This window comes from uncultured Maricaulis sp. (genome assembly GCF_963976135.1).
Classification (GTDB): domain Bacteria; phylum Pseudomonadota; class Alphaproteobacteria; order Caulobacterales; family Maricaulaceae; genus Maricaulis.
Genome location: NZ_CAXBKN010000065.1, coordinates 1 through 17,364, shown reverse-complemented (window position 1 = coordinate 17,364; position 17,364 = coordinate 1). Strand labels below are relative to the sequence as shown.

The 17,364-nt window shown below is 64.3% G+C and carries 15 protein-coding genes; 10 read left to right on the top strand and 5 right to left on the bottom strand.

The genetic code is table 11. The annotated features are described in order from the left end of the window. The coding region (gene uvrA, locus AAC023_RS09765) for an excinuclease ABC subunit UvrA (protein ID WP_339740638.1) at positions 1 to 2,831 on the bottom strand (2,831 nt) is incomplete at its 3' end. Positions 2,832 to 3,128: 297 nt separating this feature from the next. Here uvrA and ssb point away from each other — a divergent pair. The 4 genes from ssb to AAC023_RS09745 are packed head-to-tail and all read left to right on the top strand — an operon-like array spanning position 3,129 to position 6,167. Then, positions 3,129 to 3,611, top strand: coding sequence for a single-stranded DNA-binding protein (ssb, locus tag AAC023_RS09760; RefSeq protein WP_339740635.1), 483 nt, complete (start codon positions 3,129 to 3,131; stop codon positions 3,609 to 3,611). Between the two features lie 49 nt (positions 3,612 to 3,660). Beyond that, positions 3,661 to 4,356 carry a hypothetical protein gene (locus tag AAC023_RS09755; protein WP_339740633.1) on the top strand — a complete coding sequence of 232 codons (696 nt, stop codon included), beginning with the start codon at positions 3,661 to 3,663 and terminating at the stop codon, positions 4,354 to 4,356. A gap of 42 nt (positions 4,357 to 4,398) precedes the next feature. Beyond that, positions 4,399 to 5,694 (top strand): NAD(P)H-binding protein, encoded by a 1,296-nt coding sequence (locus AAC023_RS09750; protein WP_339740631.1) that lies wholly within the window; start codon positions 4,399 to 4,401, stop codon positions 5,692 to 5,694. After that, entirely contained in the window at positions 5,694 to 6,167 is a 474-nt protein-coding gene (locus AAC023_RS09745; protein ID WP_339740629.1) for a DUF2269 domain-containing protein, read from the top strand. The genes AAC023_RS09750 and AAC023_RS09745 overlap by 1 nt, the downstream gene beginning before the upstream one ends. Here the strand turns inward: AAC023_RS09745 and AAC023_RS09740 are convergent. After that, on the bottom strand, positions 6,164 to 7,606 hold the full coding sequence (locus AAC023_RS09740; RefSeq protein ID WP_339740626.1) for a serine hydrolase domain-containing protein: 1,443 nt from the start codon (positions 7,604 to 7,606) through the stop codon (positions 6,164 to 6,166). The genes AAC023_RS09745 and AAC023_RS09740 overlap by 4 nt on opposite strands. Positions 7,607 to 7,689: 83 nt before the next feature. On the opposite strand from AAC023_RS09740, the gene AAC023_RS09735 reads away from it, so the two are divergent. Next, positions 7,690 to 8,262, top strand: a complete 573-nt coding sequence (locus AAC023_RS09735; protein WP_339740624.1) for a winged helix-turn-helix domain-containing protein — start codon at positions 7,690 to 7,692, stop codon at positions 8,260 to 8,262. A gap of 34 nt (positions 8,263 to 8,296) precedes the next feature. Here the strand turns inward: AAC023_RS09735 and AAC023_RS09730 are convergent, their stop codons facing one another. Further along, entirely contained in the window at positions 8,297 to 8,770 is a 474-nt protein-coding gene (locus AAC023_RS09730) for a hypothetical protein (RefSeq protein ID WP_339740622.1), read from the bottom strand. A gap of 56 nt (positions 8,771 to 8,826) precedes the next feature. Continuing rightward, the gene (locus AAC023_RS09725) at positions 8,827 to 9,387 is read right to left on the bottom strand and encodes a superoxide dismutase family protein (protein WP_339740619.1); all 561 of its coding nucleotides are present in this window, start codon (positions 9,385 to 9,387) and stop codon (positions 8,827 to 8,829) included. A 269-nt stretch (positions 9,388 to 9,656) separates the two neighbouring features. On the opposite strand from AAC023_RS09725, the gene AAC023_RS09720 reads away from it, so the two are divergent. Continuing rightward, complete coding sequence (locus AAC023_RS09720; RefSeq protein WP_339740617.1) at positions 9,657 to 10,277, top strand: EF-hand domain-containing protein; 621 nt, start codon at positions 9,657 to 9,659, stop codon at positions 10,275 to 10,277. Between the two features lie 15 nt (positions 10,278 to 10,292). On the opposite strand, the gene AAC023_RS09715 is transcribed toward AAC023_RS09720, so the two are convergent. Further along, positions 10,293 to 11,579 (bottom strand): nucleotide pyrophosphatase/phosphodiesterase family protein, encoded by a 1,287-nt coding sequence (locus tag AAC023_RS09715; protein ID WP_339740615.1) that lies wholly within the window; start codon positions 11,577 to 11,579, stop codon positions 10,293 to 10,295. Positions 11,580 to 11,897: 318 nt separating this feature from the next. Between AAC023_RS09715 and gyrA the strand changes: the two genes are divergently transcribed. The 4 genes from gyrA (at position 11,898) to AAC023_RS09695 (ending at position 16,974) form a co-directional block, all read left to right on the top strand. Next, the gene (gene gyrA / locus AAC023_RS09710; protein WP_339740613.1) at positions 11,898 to 14,732 is read left to right on the top strand and encodes a DNA gyrase subunit A; all 2,835 of its coding nucleotides are present in this window, start codon (positions 11,898 to 11,900) and stop codon (positions 14,730 to 14,732) included. Positions 14,733 to 15,074: 342 nt separating this feature from the next. Further along, positions 15,075 to 15,563: a pantetheine-phosphate adenylyltransferase gene (gene coaD / locus AAC023_RS09705; protein WP_339740611.1), complete on the top strand. Its 489-nt coding sequence runs from the start codon at positions 15,075 to 15,077 to the stop codon at positions 15,561 to 15,563. Beyond that, positions 15,560 to 16,516, top strand: a complete 957-nt coding sequence (locus tag AAC023_RS09700; protein ID WP_339740609.1) for a peptidylprolyl isomerase — start codon at positions 15,560 to 15,562, stop codon at positions 16,514 to 16,516. Before coaD ends, AAC023_RS09700 begins: the two co-directional genes overlap by 4 nt. A 5-nt stretch (positions 16,517 to 16,521) precedes the next feature. Then, complete coding sequence (locus AAC023_RS09695) at positions 16,522 to 16,974, top strand: peptidylprolyl isomerase (protein ID WP_339740607.1); 453 nt, start codon at positions 16,522 to 16,524, stop codon at positions 16,972 to 16,974. The last annotated feature ends 390 nt before the right edge of the window (positions 16,975 to 17,364 follow it).

The window sequence follows — 17,364 nt, the reverse complement described above, 5'->3', positions numbered from 1 at the left end:
GGTGCCAGATAGCGCCCGGTCCAGCTCGCCTCGACTTTTGCGACCTGTTCCGGCGTGCCGACCGCAACAATCTCGCCGCCGCCATCGCCGCCTTCGGGGCCGAGATCGATCAGCCAGTCGGCGGTCTTGATGACGTCGAGATTATGCTCGATCACCACGACGGTATTGCCGGTCTCGACCAGCTCGTGCAGGACTTCCAGCAGTTTGCGGATATCCTCGAAATGCAGGCCGGTGGTCGGCTCGTCGAGGATGTAGAGCGTCTTGCCGGTAGCGCGCTTGGCCAGTTCCTTGGAGAGCTTGACGCGCTGGGCCTCGCCGCCGGAGAGCTGGGTCGCGGGCTGGCCGATCTTGATATAGCCGAGCCCGACGCGCTTGAGCGTTTCCATCTTGTCGCGCACGGCCGGGACCGCCTTGAAGAAATCGGCGCCTTCCTCGACCGTCATGTCGAGCACATCGGCGATGGACTTGCCCTTGAACTTGACCTCCAGCGTCTCGCGATTGAAGCGGGCGCCATGGCAGACATCGCAGGGCACATAGACGTCCGGCAGGAAGTGCATCTCGATCTTCACCACGCCATCGCCCTGGCAGGCCTCGCAGCGCCCGCCCTTGACGTTGAAGGAGAAGCGGCCGGGCTTGTAGCCGCGGGTCTTCGAGTCCGGGAGCTGGGCGAACCATTCGCGGATCGGCGTGAAGGCGCCGGTATAGGTCGCCGGATTGGAGCGCGGCGTGCGCCCGATCGGCGACTGGTCGATATCGATGATCTTGTCGAGCTGATCCAGCCCCTCGATGCGCTCATGCGGGCCCGGCACGGTCTGCGCCTTGGCCAGCTTGCGCGCGGCGGCCTTGTAGAGGGTCTCGATCGTCAGGGTCGACTTGCCGCCGCCGGAGACACCGGTGACACAGGTCATCACGCCGAGCGGGAAGTCGGCCGAGATTTTCTTGAGATTATTGCCGGTCGCATCGACGACACGCACGGTGCGCTTCTTGTCGATCTTGCGCCGTTTGGCCGGGATCTCGATCCGCCGTGTGCCGCGCAGATACTGGCCGGTCAGGCTGGCTTCGCTGGCGAGGATATCGGCGGGCACGCCCTCGGCGATGATCTCGCCGCCATGCACGCCGGCGGCGGGGCCGAGATCGACGACATGGTCGGCGGTCAGGATCGCCTCTTCATCATGCTCGACAATGATCACCGTATTGCCCAGATCACGCAGGCCGCGCAGGCTTTCCAGCAGGCGGGTATTGTCGCGCTGGTGCAGGCCGATCGAGGGCTCGTCGAGGACATAGAGCACGCCGGTCAGGCCGGAGCCGATCTGGCTGGCGAGGCGGATGCGCTGGCTCTCGCCGCCGGACAATGTGCCGGAAGCGCGATCCAGCGTGAGATAGTCCAGCCCGACATCGACGAGGAATTTCAGCCGCTCGCGGATTTCCTTGAGGATGCGCTCGGCGATCTGCTGGTCCTTGGCCGAGAGTGTTTTCTCGATGGCACCAAACCAGTCGCGCGCGACACGGATCGGCATTGTGCCGGTCTGGGCGATGTCGTGATCGGCGATCTTGACGCACAGGGCTTCCGGCTTGAGGCGGCGGCCATGGCAGGTCTCGCACGGCTGGGAGGACTGGAAGCGGCCGAGATCCTCGCGCACCCAGCTTGAATCGGTCTCGCGCCAGCGCCGCTCCAGATTGGGGATCACGCCCTCGAACGGCTTCTTCGTCTCGAATTTCCGCAAGCCGTCTTCATAGACGAAGGTGATGTCTTCCTTGGTGCCGAACAGGATCACCTTGCGGAAATCCTCCGGCAATTCGCGCCAGGGCTTGAACATGTCGCCGCCGAAATGCTCCGCCAGCGCCTGCAGGGTCTGCTGGTAGAGCTTGGACGTCGCCCGGCTCCAGGGCGCGATGGCGCCATTGGTCAGCGACTTGTCGCGGTCGGGGGCGACGAGATCCTCGTCGAATTTCAGCGACTGGCCGAGCCCGTCACAGGCCGGGCAGGCGCCGAACGGGTTGTTGAAGGAGAAGAGCCGCGGCTCGATCTCGGCAATGGTAAAGCCGGAGACCGGGCAGGCGAATTTCTGCGAGAAGATCAGGCGCTCGGCCTCGCCGGTCTCTTCGCTGATATCGGCGAATTCGGCAATCGCCAGGCCATCGGCCAGCCGCAGGGCGGTTTCCAGACTGTCGGCGAGGCGGTCTTCCAGGCCCGGCTTGATCACCAGCCGGTCGACCACGACATCGATATCGTGCTTGAATTTCTTGTCGAGAACGGGGGCTTCCTCGAGCGTATAGAACTCGCCATTGACCTTGACGCGCTGGAAGCCGGCTTTCAGCCATTCGGCGAATTCCTTGCGGTATTCGCCCTTGCGGCCGCGCACCACGGGCGCCAGCAGATAGAGGCGGGCGCCATCCTCGAGCGCCATCAGCCTGTCGACCATCTGGCTGACGGTCTGGGAGCGGATCGGCAGGCCGGTGGCGGGCGAATAGGGCACGCCGACGCGGGCCCATAACAGGCGCATATAATCGTAAATCTCGGTGACGGTGCCGACCGTCGAGCGCGGATTCTTCGAGGTCGTCTTCTGCTCGATCGAGATCGCCGGCGACAGGCCCTCGATCGAATCCATGTCCGGCTTCGACATCAGTTCGAGGAATTGGCGCGCATAGGCCGACAGGCTCTCGACATAGCGCCGCTGCCCCTCGGCATAGATCGTGTCAAACGCCAGCGAGGACTTGCCCGAGCCCGACAGGCCGGTGAACACGATCAGCTTGTCGCGCGGCAGGTCCACGGAAACATTCTTGAGATTATGTTCGCGCGCACCGCGCACGCGGATGGTGTCGAGGGCCATGAAATGTCTTTCGTCTGCCGAGTCGCGGGCGGGGAGATATTCCGAACATTTAGAGAACAAGGCGCGCTGCGTCCAGCGGCGAGATGCGGGTATGCTGACACCATGTAGGCAGGAAGTGGAGCTGGGCAAGCATCGGGCCTGTGTTCGATCGGCATGCTGCCGCGCGCCTCGCTGGACTCTGTGCCCCCACTCCGTTCAAATCCCTCCGACTCGCAGGCAAATTTGACCTGCGGAACAGAATGTGAACAAATTGGCCCGGCGCACAAGCCGTGCAACAAGATTTATGGAGAATGGGCGATGGCGGGATCTGTGAACAAGGTCATTCTGGTGGGCAATCTGGGCAAGGATCCGGAGACCCGGCGTCTGCCGAATGGCGATCCGGTGTGCAATCTGCGCATCGCGACCTCGGAAAGCTGGCGCGACAAGACCTCCGGCGAGCGCCGCGAGAAGACCGAATGGCACAGCGTCGTCATCTTCAACGACCAGCTCGCCAAGGTCGCCGAGAATTATCTGAAGAAGGGCGCCAAGGTTTATATCGAAGGCGCGCTGCAGACCCGCAAATGGACCGACCAGAACGGCGTCGACAAATACAATACCGAAATCGTGCTGCAGAAGTATCGCGGCGAATTGCAGATGCTCGACAGCAAGGGCGAGGGCGGTGGTTCCTATGGCGGCGGTGGCGGTAGTTTTGAGTCGAACGAGCGTTCGCCTCAGCGCGCGGTTGACGGGCCGAAGGAAGATTTCCGCAGCGCTGACATGGACGATGAAATCCCGTTCTAGCCGGACCCGTTCCAGCCAGTCAGAGGGCCGTCGCGGGACAGAGGAGCTGATGATGCGTATTCCATTGATGATCCTCGCCGGCTTCCTGCTGGCGACGCCGGCCTGGGCGCAGGGCGCGGACGACAATATGCGCCATCCCGCGATCATGTCGGTGATGGATGAGGGCACCGAGTCGCAATTTGTCGTCGGCGATGCGGCCTGGGGTGATGTTCTGGTCACCCTGGCGACCTTGCAGGGCAGCGCGCCGGACCGGGCGCCGGTGATCGCCGAGCAATTATGGCAGCGGCGCGATACCAATCCGCCGATCTTCCTGTTCGAGGTCGCACGCCTGACCGTTGAGAGCGATCCGGACCGCGCCCTTCATGCCTATTTCCTCGGGCGTGCCCGGACGATTTATGACGCTTCGCGCTGCATTGATCCGACGGCGCTTGCGGTGGTCACCGCCTCATCCCAGCAGGCCGGTCCGGCCGTGACGGCCTTGATGAATTCGGATACGGCGCGCATGGAAGCGGCGCTCGCCGCCGTGATCGAATCCGGTGAAGTCTTCACCAGCCAGGCCTCACCCTGGTGGGCCTGTTCCTACGGCAATGCAGCCTATTATGCCGCCATCAACAGCGCTCCGATGCCGGGCGCCGAATGGCTCAAGGTCGAAGCTGTCTGGCCGGCTTTGCGCACGGCGATCAGCAATAATATGAATGCCAATCTGGCCCGGGTCCGCGAAGGCCAGCAGGCCGAATCGCAATAGGGGCGGTAGCGGACACCATCCGCGGCTGAGGGGCGAGCGGCCATGAAAATCCTCATCACCGGGGCATCCGGCTTCATCGGATCGCACCTGGCCGCACGGCTGAACAGCAGCGGCCATACGATCATCGCCGCCGGCCGGCAGATTGATGCGGCGCAGCGCCGCGCGCCGGATCTTGACTGGGTCGCCTGCGATTTCCGCCATGACAGCGCCGCCGACTGGTTGCCGCGGCTGGCCGGCATCGATGCGGTGATCAATTGCGTCGGCGTGTTGCAGGACGGGCTCGGCGATAGCAGCCGTGCCGCCCATGTCGATGGCGCCGCAGCCCTGTTCCAGGCTTGTCGCGAGGCCGGTGTGCGGCGGGTGATCCATATATCCGCGGTCGGTGCGGACGCGGCCTCCGGCTCGGCCTATGCCCGCGACAAGCAGGATGGCGAGGCGGCATTGATCGCGCTCGATCTCGACTGGGTCATTCTGCGGCCTTCGCTGGTGATTGCGCGCAATGTCTATGGCGGCACGGCGCTGGTGCGGGCGCTGTGCGGTATTCCCTGGCTGACGCCGCTGGTCGGCGGCGAGCAGGTGTTTCGCCCCATCGCGGTGGAGGATCTCGGCGCCGCGGTCGGCGATCTGCTGCGGCCGGATGCGCCGTCGCGGGTGTGCTGGGATGTCGGTGGGCCGCAGCGCGTCACCATGGATGAACTGGTGCGCGGCTATCGCCGCTGGCTTGGTTTCGGGAAGACGCGGATCTGGCATGTGCCGCGCTGGCTCGCGGCGCCGGCCTTTGCCGTTGGTGATCTGCTGGGCTGGATGGGTGTGCGCACTTCGATGCGGACGACGGCGCTGCAACAGCTCGATCACGACGTGGAGGGCGACCCCTCCGGCTGGCTCGACGCGACCGGTGCGACGCCGCGCGGTTTCGACGCCTATCTCGCCAGCGACCCGGCCGGGCTGCAGGATCGCTGGCATGCCCGGCTCGGCTTTGCCCGCCCGGTCGCGCGCTGGGTGCTGGGTCTCTATTGGCTGGCGACGGGCATTCTTTCGCTGACGATTGCCAGCGACAGCGCCTATTCCGTGCTGCAGGCAGCGGGCTACAGCCCCGCCATGCAGGCCTTCCTGCTCTGGTTCGGCTCGGCCTTCGACATCGCTGTCGGCGCGGCGATGATTGCCAAATGGCGCGTGCGCTGGATCGCGGCGGTCATGATCGCCGGCACTTTCGCCTATATCCTGGCGCTCAGCCTGACCCTGCCCGGCCTGTGGGCCGACGCGCTCGGGCCGATTCTGAAAGTCTTCCCGATGATGGCGCTGGCGCTGATGATTGCGGCAACCGAGGATGAGCGCTGATGGAGCTCTATTTGGTCACCAAGACCGCCCATATCCTCTCCTCAGGCGTGTTGTTCGGCTCCGGTGCGGCGATCGCCTTTTTCCTGCTGATGGCCTGGCGTTCCGGCGATGCACCGGGCTTTGCCCTGGCGGCGAAACATGTCGTGCTCGCCGACTGGGTGTTTACCACCACCGCCGTCATCGCCCAGCCGCTGACGGGAGTGGCGCTGGCGCATCTGGCCGGCTGGCCGCTGACGGCGCCCTGGCTCTTGATCAGTTATGGGCTCTACATCTTCATCGGCGCCTGCTGGCTGCCGGTGGTGTGGATCCAGATCGAAGTGCGGCGGCTGATGGCGGCCGCGGTTGCGGCCGGGGAGGCTGTCCCCGACCGCGTGCACCGCCTGATGCGGATCTGGTTTGTGCTCGGCTGGCCGGCCTTCATCGCATTGATTGCGATCTTTGGCCTGATGGTGGCGCGGCCGGGCTGGACCTAGCCGAGCAGCAGGCCGGTGACCGACCCGTCTGCCGCGTATTCGATGACGACCGGAATGGTTTCACCGGTCTGCGGATCGCGTAGGTGCAGCTCGATCATGTCCTGGCTCTCGAGCACGGCAACGAGCGCTGCATCACCGAAATCCTGGTGCACCTGGCGCATCATTTCCAGATGTCCCTCCATGGGGGCGACGGCACGCATGTCATCGCTCATCCGGTTGAGGACATAGTCGCGCCAGACAGCCTCATCATCGCTGGCGATCATGGCGAGGAATTCGGCGGCGGCGCGTCCGCCGGCGGTGTCCGGCAGGGCGGCGGGATCGGCGAGTACCTGGCGCGGACGCTGCACCTCGAACTCCTGGTCCATCAGTGCCGCGACCAGCGCTTCGATGGCCCGGTCGGCAGAGACGCTGCGCTGATTGGTGGTGGCGAACAGCTGATAGCCCTGGTCGGCCAGCACGCGCCAATGTGAGTTGAAGGAGCGATTGCCGCCATTATGCCAGTAGATGCGGCCAAATTGCGGATCGTCCTCGACCACGAGGCCATAGCCATAAAAGGACGGCGCGCCTTCGCCTTCGCGGACCAGCGGCGCATGCGCCAGGTCGCGCGCGGCCGGCGAGACAATGGTCGCATTCTGATAGGCGTGTTCCCAGGCGATCATATCGCGTGGTGTCGAGACCAGACCGCCATTGCCGATCAGATTCCAGTTCGGTGCATGCCCGCCCCAGGAGGCGTCGATTACCGGTTCGCCCCGACTGCTGCGGGCTGCCAGCGCGTCGTCATAGACCGACAGATAGCCGGTCTGTTCAATCCCGGCCGGCACCAGGAGATCATTGACGAGATAATCCTCATAGGTGCGCCCGGTCACGCTTTCGATGATGGCGGCGAGAAAGCTGAAGCCGAGATTGGAATAGCGATAGGCCGAGCCCGGTGCATGCAGGAGCTCGGCGGCGAAGCCCTTCTCGCGGACGCTGTCCCAGCCCTCGTCCGAGAAGTCATCACCGACCGCATCGGGCAGTCCCGCCGTGTGGGTGAGCAATTGCTGCACCGTGATCGCGGCCTTGTCACCGGGCACGTCAGGGAAGAAATCGGCCAGGGTCGCATCGGGCGAGAGGCGGCCGGCATCGACCAGGCTGGCAATCGCCATGCCGGTAAAACTCTTGGTGATCGAGAGGATGTCGACCTGGGTGTCGAGGGTGAAGGGGCGGCGGGTGGCGGGATCGGCGAAACCGGCCCCGCGCGCGAAAATGATCTCGCCATCGCGGGCGATGGCGGCAAAGCCGGTGAAGCCGGCCTGCGCCAGCTCGTCGAAACGGGCATCGAGCCGCGCCTCCAGTGCCGCTTCGGGCTGGGCCGTCGCGGCGGGAAGCATGAGCGGGGTTGCGACCGCCAGGGTGAGGGCGAAGCGCGCTATCGCCAGGGGAGATGAAAAAGCTTTCATGGGCAGGGCCTTCCTGTCTTGTGCTAGAAGGTGAGGCCTAGGAAAACCCTGCTATCCTGTCCTGACGAAAACATTTTCGAGAGATGATGATGAATATGTCCAGCTCCGTTTCAACGCGCCGCTCCGCTGCTGTATCGACCGTGCAGATCGGCGAGGCGGTCTGCGACCTGCGCAATGGCGTGCTGGAAATCGGCGGGCGCAGCCATCGGCTCGAACCGCGCCTGGCCGGCGTGCTCGACCTGCTGGTGCGCCGCGGCGGCGCGCCGGTAACGCGCGATGAATTCCTTGAAACGGTGTGGGATGAGGATGGATCGGACGAGGCGCTCAACCAGGCCATCTCGCGTCTGCGGCGCCTGCTTGGCCGGTCCGACCTGATCCTCACCCTGCCGCGTGTCGGCTACCGGCTGGCCATTGATCCATCGCCGGCCGCATTGGCCGGATTGCCCGCGCGGGCGCGGCCATCGGTCTCGATCGGCGATCTGCTTGCCGGTCTCGACCGCGGCAGTTTCATCGCCGGCTTCTGTGCCGCGGCGGTGATCGCAGGCGCGCTGTTCGCCGTGTTTGGCACGCGTGTGATCGAGCGCGAATTCCAGGTCCTGACCGTGGATGCCACCCCGGCCGGCGAGTCGATGGTCCTGAGAGAGACGGATCGCTGACAGGACCGGCGCCAGAACCCGCTCTGGGCCCCGATCAGCGCCCCTTTGGCGACGGAGCTTGCTGCGGGCCAAAACCGCTATAGTCGAAACTGTCATCGAGGCGGCCATTCCAGCTGCGCGACGGTGCTTCATGGCAATTGCCGATCAGCGCATCCCATTCGCCCGGAAAGCCGGGCTGCAGGAAATCGATCTCGACGCGGCCCCAGTGATGGGTGATCGCCCCGTTCTCGTCGGCCACCGCGACATCGCAGGCTGGCGTCCGTGATCCCGCGTTTTCCGGCTCGGTCCAATAGCCGGTGAAATGGCCGCGATTGTCGAAATTTCCGGCGAGGCCGCGGATATAGGTGCGGTGTGCGACCGGGCCGTCATAGTGCAGGAAAACGGCATATTGGCCGATTTCATCTTCATAGATGACCGGGCCGAGCTCGGTGACCCAGGCCTCATCGGCCAGGGCGGGCGCGGCGGCCAGCGCCAGCAGGGCTGTGCCCAGGCAGACAGTTTTGTACATGATGATTTCCCCCGATTTGAACAGACGGCCAGTGTGCGGTGTTTTCCCGCCGCACGCTAGGGCGCGGTGATCACCGCACAGGCGATGCGCGCGCCGGCGCCGCCGATGGGCTGGCTCACCTGATCGTCGCTGCCGGCATGGATGACCAGGGCCGAACCGTCTTCGTCGAGCAGGGCGGGCGCGGTGTCGCTGCTGTGCAGGCTGACGCGCGTGGTGTAGAGCTCGGCGCGGATCGAGCCATCCGCATCGACCCAGAGATTGGGCAGGTCGGCATTGTCGGGGCCTTGCGCGTTGAGCAGGCCGTGCTGGCGTCCCGACGGGTTGATATGGCCGGCCGAAGAGGTGAAGTCCTCCGACGAGCAATCGCCAATGCTGTGCAGATGCGCGCCATGCCACTGACTGCGCGCGTCTTCGGGCAGGCCATCGGCCTCGATGCGGATGACGACACCTTCGGGCCCCTGATGCAGGCTCACCGTGCCGGCGGGGCTGCGATCGCGGATGATCAGCGCGCCGCTGGCGGCAGCGATGGTGTGCGGCTGTTCGGCGGGCTCGCCCTGGGCGCAGGCCGCGGCGGGCAGCAGGAGAAGGGCGGTCAAGGGCAGGATGCGTGACAACATGATGGTCTCCATGGGGGGCAGACAGTTGGGCCTCAGCTTTTACGCCCGATGGCCGCGTCCGGCCAGTTCAGTGCGCGATCCGGTCTGCGCATCGCGCGGGCCCTGCGAGGAGCGTGTGGGAATTAAACGTAATCCTTTCGGCGATTTAACGCTGTCCGGACACGGTTTTGCGTGCATCGGGACGCGGGATTTGTTTTCATGGCGCGGGAAATCCGTTCGGGTTCGGGCCGGGCCGACGCGCCGGCCCTGCAACAGGGAAAGCGTGACGCATGATGACAGACCGCCACGAGAAACGTTCTGAATCACTGGAAGTCCGGCTCGGCCATACCGCCAAGCAGGCCTTCATGGCGGCCTGCCGTGAACGTGGCATCACCGCCAGTGAAGCCGTGCGGCAATTCGTGGAAGCCTATCCCGTGCGTCCCGTCCGGCGCCCCTGGGCCCGTTTGCCCTTCAAGCTCACGGAGTTACCCATGATGATGACAATTCCAGCTGCCCTGGCGGCCACCCTTGCGCTGACCGCAGTCACGGCGATCATGCCGGTTCAGACCGCCACCGCTGACCGCGACGACCCGGAACAGCAATTTGCCCGGGTCGATGCCGACGCCGACGGCTATTTCAACCGCGTCGATCTCTATCATCTCGCCGGCCTGACCGATGACGGACGGCTCGGCGAGGGCCTGCGCAGTGAGGCGATGGCCTCGATCACCGAGGCAATGGCCGAATTTGGTCCGGCGGCGCAGGAAACCCTGCTTGACCCGCGTTATATCGAGCGCGTGCTCAGTGATGCCGAGGCGGGGGCCCGGAGCGGCGTCGATGAGGTGTTCGACGAGATGGACGCGGATAGCGATGGTCGCGTCAGCCGTGCCGAATTCCTGGCGCATGCCGACTGAACCGAGGCGCCCGGCCTAGTTGGCCGGGCACCGCCCCCCGGTGATCCGCGCCACCTCGGCCGGATCGCCATCGGTCGGCGCCGGATCGAGGCCAAGCGCACAGGCGATCATCAGATAGACATCGACGCTTTCGAAGGCCGCCGGACGCGTGCCAGCGGGGAAGATCGGACCGGCGCCGATGAAGGTCGCGCCCATGCTCTCATCGCGATTGTCATAGCCGTGGGCACCATGCATGCCCGCCGGCCAGGGGCCGGAAAAGTCTGCATCGCTCAGCGTCAGCAGCCAGCCCGGCTCGGCGAGTACCAGCAAGTCGGGGCCGCGATCGGGATGGTCGAAATGCCAGGCGTCCGGCATGGCGCCGCGGCGATAGACCGAGATGCGGTCATCGGCACCGTTCAGTGCGGTATAGACGCGGTCGACGATCTCGCCATCGCCATAGCCCATCACCAGCGGTTCGAGCCCGGCACCGTAGCGGCCGGCGAATTCCGGGATGAAGAGCCCGTCCAGATCGGCGAGCGCATCAAGGGCAATGCGCCGCTCCATCGAGACCGGCACCATGCCGTGATCGGAGACGATGATGATATTGGTGCGCTCGATCAGGCCGCGCCGGGTCAGCCCCTCGACCAGGGCGCCGACCAGGGCATCGACGCGGGCGACGGCCTCGCCCTCCTCGGGCGTGAAGGGGCCGGCGCGGTGGGTGATGGTGTCGACATGGTCGAAATAGATCGTCGCCAGACGCGGGCGCTGTCCGGCCGACGCATCGAACCAGGACAGCACTTCCGCAACGCGGTCCTCATAGGGCATTTCATGGACATAGGCGTGCCAGATCGAGGGGCGCACGCCATCATGCTCGATCTCCGATCCGGGCCAGAACATGGTGCCGGAGCGGATATTCTGGGTCTCTGCCGTGATCCAGATCGGCTCGCCGCCCCACCAGCGCGGATCCTGCGCGCCGCCCTCGCGATTGGAATAAACCGCGTCGAAGCGCCGGTCATAGGGCGCATTGGAGATCATGCCGTGGCGATCCGGATAGAGGCCGGTGGCGAGCGAGTAGAAATTGGTGAAAGTCTTGGACGGCATCACCGGGATCATGTGGTCCGGCCGCGTACCGCGCGCGGCGAGCGCGCGCAGATTGGGCGCGTCCCAGCGGTCGATCGCATCAAAGCGCAGCCCGTCGAGGCCGATCATCAGCACGATCGGCTCTTCGCTGGCAGCGGGCGGTGATGGCGTATGGGCGCAGGCGGTGAGGGCGAGCAGGGCGAGGCTGGCGAGCGCCCGGAAGAGCAGGTTCGAATCTCTCATCGTCTTCATTCCGTTGGGCCGGTTGAAACATCCATGGCCATCAGCTCTGGGCCGCAGGATTCGTCACCCCGATGCCTTTGGCAAGCGGGCCTGGATTAGCACCGGTCCGAGACAGTTTCTTGTCAGCCTTCGGGCCGGTCCCGGCGCCGCGTCGCAACCGCCCAGCGCATTTGCCCTACGGGCCTGCGATTGTTAAGTGTTGATGACAGGAAAGCCGCCTGATTCACGCACCGATTCTGTGTGCTCGATACAAGGCGGCATTTTGCATTGCGCAGCGGGGTTTTCACCCGGCAGCGACGCGAATGAGAGAGGACCGCCTTGAGCGATCACGATGATGTTCTGACCCCGCCACCCGGTCTGCCGGAAGGCGTTGGCAATATTTCCATCGAAGACGAGATGCGCACCTCCTATCTCGATTACGCGATGAGCGTGATCGTGAGCCGGGCCATCCCGGATTCGCGTGACGGTCTCAAGCCGGTGCACCGCCGTATTCTCTGGTCGATGCATGAAAACGGCTACACGCCGGACAAGCCCTATCGCAAGTCGGCGCGGGTCGTCGGTGATGTGATCGGTAAATACCACCCGCATGGCGATCAGGCCGTCTACGACTCGCTGGTGCGCATGGCCCAGCCCTGGTCGATGCGTCTGCCGCTGCTCGACGGGCAGGGCAATTTCGGTTCGGTTGATGGCGATCCGCCGGCCGCGATGCGTTATACCGAAGTGCGCATGGACAAGCCCGCCAGCGCGCTCTTGGCCGATATCGACAAGTCCACCGTTGATTTCCGCGAAAACTATGACGGCCAGGAAAGCGAACCGACGGTTCTGCCGGCCCGCTTCCCCAATCTTCTGGTCAACGGGGCTGGCGGTATCGCCGTCGGCATGGCGACCAATATTCCGCCGCATAATCTGGTCGAAGTGATCAATGGCACGCTGGCCCTGCTCGACAATCCGCTGATGGGCGAAGAGGAATTGCTTGAGCACATTCCCGGTCCGGATTTCCCGACCGGCGCCCAGATTCTCGGCCGCTCCGGTGCCCGCAGTTCGGTCGCGACCGGGCGTGGCTCGATCATCATGCGCTCGCTGACCAGCGTCGAGGAAGTGCGCAAGGATCGCATGGCGATCATCGTTCACGAGATCCCCTTCCAGGTGAACAAGGCGACGATGATCGAAAAGATCGCCGACCTTGTACGCGAGAAGAAGATCGAGGGTATTGCCGATCTGCGCGATGAATCCGATCGCACCGGCATGCGCGTTGTCATCGAGCTCAAGCGCGATGCCAATGCCGATGTCATCCTCAACCAGCTCTATCGCTGGTCGCCGATGCAGACGAGTTTCGGCGCCAATATGCTCTCCCTGGTGCGTGGCCGCCCGCAATTGCTCGGGGTCATGGATATCCTCAAGGAATTCCTGCGCTTCCGCGAAGAAGTCGTCGCCCGCCGGGCCAAGCACGACCTCGCCAAGGCGCGCGACCGCGCGCATGTGATCGTCGGTCTGGCGCTCGCCGTCGCCAATATCGATGAAGTCATCGCCCTGATCCGTGCGGCGCCGAATCCGGCCGCGGCGCGCGAAGGCCTGATGGCCCGCGCCTGGCCGGCGCATGATGTGGCGCCGCTGGTCAGCCTGGTCGCGGATCCGCGCTCGGTGCTGCAGCCGGACGGGACGTTGAAACTGACCGAGGAACAGGCGCGGGCCATCCTCGAACTGCGCCTCAACCGCCTGACCGGTCTGGGCCGTGACGAACTGGGCAATGAGGCCGCGACCCTGGCCGAACAGATCGCCGACCTGCTCGATATCCTGCGTTCGCGTGACCGGGTGATCGAGATCATTCGCGACGAACTCACCGATGTGCGCGAGAATTTCGGCACGCCGCGCCGCTCCATCTTCATTGATGGCGAGTTCGATTTCGAGGACGAGGATCTCATCCCGCGCGAAGAGATGGTCGTCACCGTCACCCATGGCGGTTATGCCAAGCGTACGGCCCTGTCCGATTACCGGGCCCAGCGCCGCGGCGGCAAGGGCCGCTCGGGCATGGCGACCAAGGACGAGGATTTCATCACGACCCTGTTCGTGACCTCGACCCACGCGCCGCTGCTCTTCTTCTCCAATCGCGGCATGGTCTACAAGACCAAGGCCTGGCGTCTGCCCCTGGGCGCGCCGAATACGCGCGGCAAGGCGATGATCAATCTCCTGCCGCTCGACCAGGGCGAGACGATCACCTCGATCATGGCGCTGCCGGAAGACGAGGACAGCTGGAGCGAGCTGAATGTGATGTTCGCGACCGGCCGCGGCACGGTTCGCCGCAACCGCCTGTCCGACTTCGTCCAGGTCAATCGCAATGGCAAGATCGCGATGAAGCTGGAAGAGGATGACAGCATTGTCGCCGTGCGCCTGTGCACCGAGGCGAATGATGTCTTCCTGGTCTCCAATCGCGGCCGCGCCATCCGCTTCCCGGTTGATGATGTGCGCATCTTCGCCGGCCGTTCCTCGGTCGGTGTGCGCGGTATCCGTCTGGCCGCGGGCGACAGCCTGATCTCGATGGCGATCCTCAATCATGTTGACGTCACCTCGCCGGAAGCACGCGCCTATCTCAAACACGCCACCGCCATGCGCCTGGCGCTCGGCGATGAGAGTGATGACCCGGCCCTGGCCGACGCCTCTGGAGCCGATGCCGCCGATGGCGATGATGACGGCGAGATTGCCGCCCTGTCGCCGGAGCGTATCGCCGAGCTCGGCGCCGCCGAGGAATTCCTCCTCACCGTCGGCGTCGATGGCATGGGCAAGCGCTCCAGCGCCTATGATTACCGCGTCATGGGACGTGGCAATCAGGGCGTGGCCGCGACCGATCTCAAGCGCGGTGTCGAACTGGCGGCCAGTTTCGCCGTCGATGACAGCGACCAGATCATGGCCGTCACCGATGGCGGGCAATTGATCCGCTTCCCGGTCGACACAGTGCGCATTGCGGGCCGTTCGACCCGCGGCGTGCGTCTGATCCGGCTCAATGAGAAAGAGAATGTTGTCGCCGTCGTGCGCATCCAGGATGCCGGCGATGAGGATGAGGGCGGCGAGAATGACGGGGAGCATGACGGGTTTGACGGCGAAGCCGGCAATCCGGACGCCAGCGCCTCCGATGCGGGCGGCGCCGCCGAGGACTAGTCAGGCCGGGGGTGGGCCTGTCGCTCGCGGCACGCTCACCCTGCGCCTCGACAGGCCGTTCTGATCCCGTGTCTCTGGTCGCGATAATGCCGGACGCCAGTGATCGAAGCGGCGTGCCGGGCTTGCGGCAACCGGGTCCGCGATGATGTCCGCATCCCGCCGGCATTTGACGCACAGGCATTGGTGTCTGGCCCGGGGAAGGCCGGATTTTTCGGCAGACCCGGGCATGCCTTGCGGGCGGCTTGCAGTTTCAGGCGTTTAAAATCCCGGCCAAACACGGTAATAGGCGATAAGTTGGTGAAAGCTGCGGGCAGATAGCCTCCGCCGGGAGAGTTGATTTTCATGACCCGAACCGCGCTGTATCCAGGCACTTTCGATCCGCTCACCAATGGCCATCTCGATATTATCGGACGGGCGGTGAAGCTGGTTGATCGCCTGATTATCGGTGTCGCGATCAATGCCGCCAAACAGCCCTTGTTCACGCTCGAGGAACGGGTCGAGATGATCCGCTCGCAAGCGGCCCAGTTTGGTGACAGCACGCTGATCGAGGTGCAGCCCTTTGAAGGCCTGTTGATGCATTTCGCTGAACAGGTCGGGGCGCAATCGATTGTGCGCGGACTGCGCGCCGTCTCCGATTTCGAATACGAGTTTCAGATGGTGGCGATGAATCAGCAGCTCAATGATGATATCGAGACTGTCTTCCTGATGGCCGATCCGCGCCACCAGGCCATTTCATCGCGTCTGGTGAAGGAAATCGCCTCGCTGGGCGGTGAGGTCTCGGCTTTTGTACCCCCGGCGATCAAGGTTCGTTTGAAGGAGCGTCTCGCGTGATTAAACATTTCTCACTCTCCCTTGCCCTGGCAATCGGGCTGTCGACGGCGGCTTGCGCGCGTGAAGCCGATAGCGGCGAGATCAATGATGCCGGTATCGCCACCCTGGTCCAGGCCGAGGCCACCCAAGGCGGAAGCGCTGCGCAGGCCTATGATTTCCCCGAAACCGCCTGGCGCGATCTTGATCCGGAAAACACGCTCTATATCGAAACGCCGCATGGCCGCATTGTCGTCGAGCTGGCGCCGGAATTTGCGCCGGCCCATGTTGAGCGCATCAAGACGCTGGCGCGGGCGCAATTCTATGATTTCCTCGTCTGGCACCGCGTGCTCGATGGCTTCATGGCCCAGGGTGGCGGCGCGCGCGGCAATCCCAATCACCGGACCGATCTGCCATCATTGAATGCGGAATTCACGGTTCGCCGCGGCGCAGAATTGCCGGTCAGCGAATTGCAGGACCGCGTCATCAATCGTGGCTCTGGCTCGGCATCGGCCAAGGCCGGTTTCTGGAATGGCTTCCCTGCGGGCACCCAGACGCTGGCGGCTGCGGCCCTGACCGGCGACGGCATGATCAATAGCTGGCTGCTGCATTGCACCGGCGCCGCCGCCATGGCGCGCACCAATGATCCCAACAGCGCCGGCAGCCAGTTCTACATCACCCGCGGCGATGCCGAGCACCTCAACGCAATCTATACCGTCTGGGGCCGGGTCCGCGCCGGTCAGGACGCGGTCAACGCGTTGCGCGTCGGCACGCTGGGCCAGGATCCGGGCTTTGTGCCGGACACGATCGACTCGATGCGCATCGCCGCTGACCTGCCCGAAGCCGAGCGCACGCCCGTCCAGGTGATCGACACGCAGAGCGCCGCCTTCACCGCCTATCTCGATTCACTGCGCAATGCCGCCGGCGCCCTGCCGGATGTTTGCGAAATTTCCGTGCCGACACGAATTCTGGAGTAAATTCAATGGCTGAAGAACAACTCGTATTCACCCTCGAAACGGGTGATGTGACGATCAAACTACGCCCCGACCTGGCGCCCAAACACGTCGCCCGCATCACCGAACTGGTGAAGGAGGGCTTTTATGACGGTCTCAATTTCCACCGCGTGATCGACGGTTTCGTTGCCCAGGGCGGTTGCCCCAATGGCAATGGCATGGGCGGATCGGGCACCAAGATCCCGGCCGAATTCAATGCCGAGAAACATGTCCGCGGCACGATGTCGATGGCGCGCTCGTCCGACCCGAATAGCGGCGACAGCCAGTTCTTCATCTGCCTGGATGCCGTGCCCTATCTCGACAATCAATACACCGTCTGGGGTGAAGTGATTGACGGCATGGAACATGTCGACGCCATCCCCAAGGGCGAACCACCGGCAAAGCCTGGCAAGATCGTCAAGGCGAGCATTGTCGAGGTTTAAGCTTCGACGCATGTGCTGAAATAAAGAGCCGCGATGCCCTGGGTGTCGCGGCTTTTTGTTGTTCTCAATCCCACCCACGCCGGGCGGCGCGCTCCCTGAAATCCTTGCCTAGCAGGGCGCCAGACTGGACTCCCGGCTTGGTTTTCAGGGCGGGGTGTGGCCCTGCGCGGGGCCAATCATTCAAAACACACAATACACATTTCCCCCGGCCTTGTGCCGGGGCCTGCCGGAGGGGAATCCAGCCAGGTGGCCAACGCATGGCAGGCCCCGGAATTCGCTGCGCTCCTCCGGGGGAAGTGTGATCGGGAAGCAGAGGGCCGTCGGGTCACATCGTTCAATTTGAAAACACAAATTTTGTCATCCCGGACGGATGCCCGGACGCGTCAGCGA

What these genes read in the sequence shown, in the direction of transcription:
- ssb (WP_339740635.1), top strand. Translation starts at nt 3,129, where the DNA reads ATGGCGGGATCTGTGAACAAGGTCATTCTGGTGGGCAATCTGGGCAAG.
- AAC023_RS09755 (WP_339740633.1), top strand. Translation starts at nt 3,661, where the DNA reads ATGATGCGTATTCCATTGATGATCCTCGCCGGCTTCCTGCTGGCGACG.
- AAC023_RS09750 (WP_339740631.1), top strand. Translation starts at nt 4,399, where the DNA reads ATGAAAATCCTCATCACCGGGGCATCCGGCTTCATCGGATCGCACCTG.
- AAC023_RS09745 (WP_339740629.1), top strand. Translation starts at nt 5,694, where the DNA reads ATGGAGCTCTATTTGGTCACCAAGACCGCCCATATCCTCTCCTCAGGC.
- AAC023_RS09740 (WP_339740626.1), bottom strand. Translation starts at nt 7,606, where the DNA reads ATGAAAGCTTTTTCATCTCCCCTGGCGATAGCGCGCTTCGCCCTCACC.
- AAC023_RS09735 (WP_339740624.1), top strand. Translation starts at nt 7,690, where the DNA reads ATGATGATGAATATGTCCAGCTCCGTTTCAACGCGCCGCTCCGCTGCT.
- AAC023_RS09730 (WP_339740622.1), bottom strand. Translation starts at nt 8,770, where the DNA reads ATGTACAAAACTGTCTGCCTGGGCACAGCCCTGCTGGCGCTGGCCGCC.
- AAC023_RS09725 (WP_339740619.1), bottom strand. Translation starts at nt 9,387, where the DNA reads ATGTTGTCACGCATCCTGCCCTTGACCGCCCTTCTCCTGCTGCCCGCC.
- AAC023_RS09720 (WP_339740617.1), top strand. Translation starts at nt 9,657, where the DNA reads ATGATGACAGACCGCCACGAGAAACGTTCTGAATCACTGGAAGTCCGG.
- AAC023_RS09715 (WP_339740615.1), bottom strand. Translation starts at nt 11,579, where the DNA reads ATGAGAGATTCGAACCTGCTCTTCCGGGCGCTCGCCAGCCTCGCCCTG.
- coaD (WP_339740611.1), top strand. Translation starts at nt 15,075, where the DNA reads ATGACCCGAACCGCGCTGTATCCAGGCACTTTCGATCCGCTCACCAAT.
- AAC023_RS09695 (WP_339740607.1), top strand. Translation starts at nt 16,522, where the DNA reads ATGGCTGAAGAACAACTCGTATTCACCCTCGAAACGGGTGATGTGACG.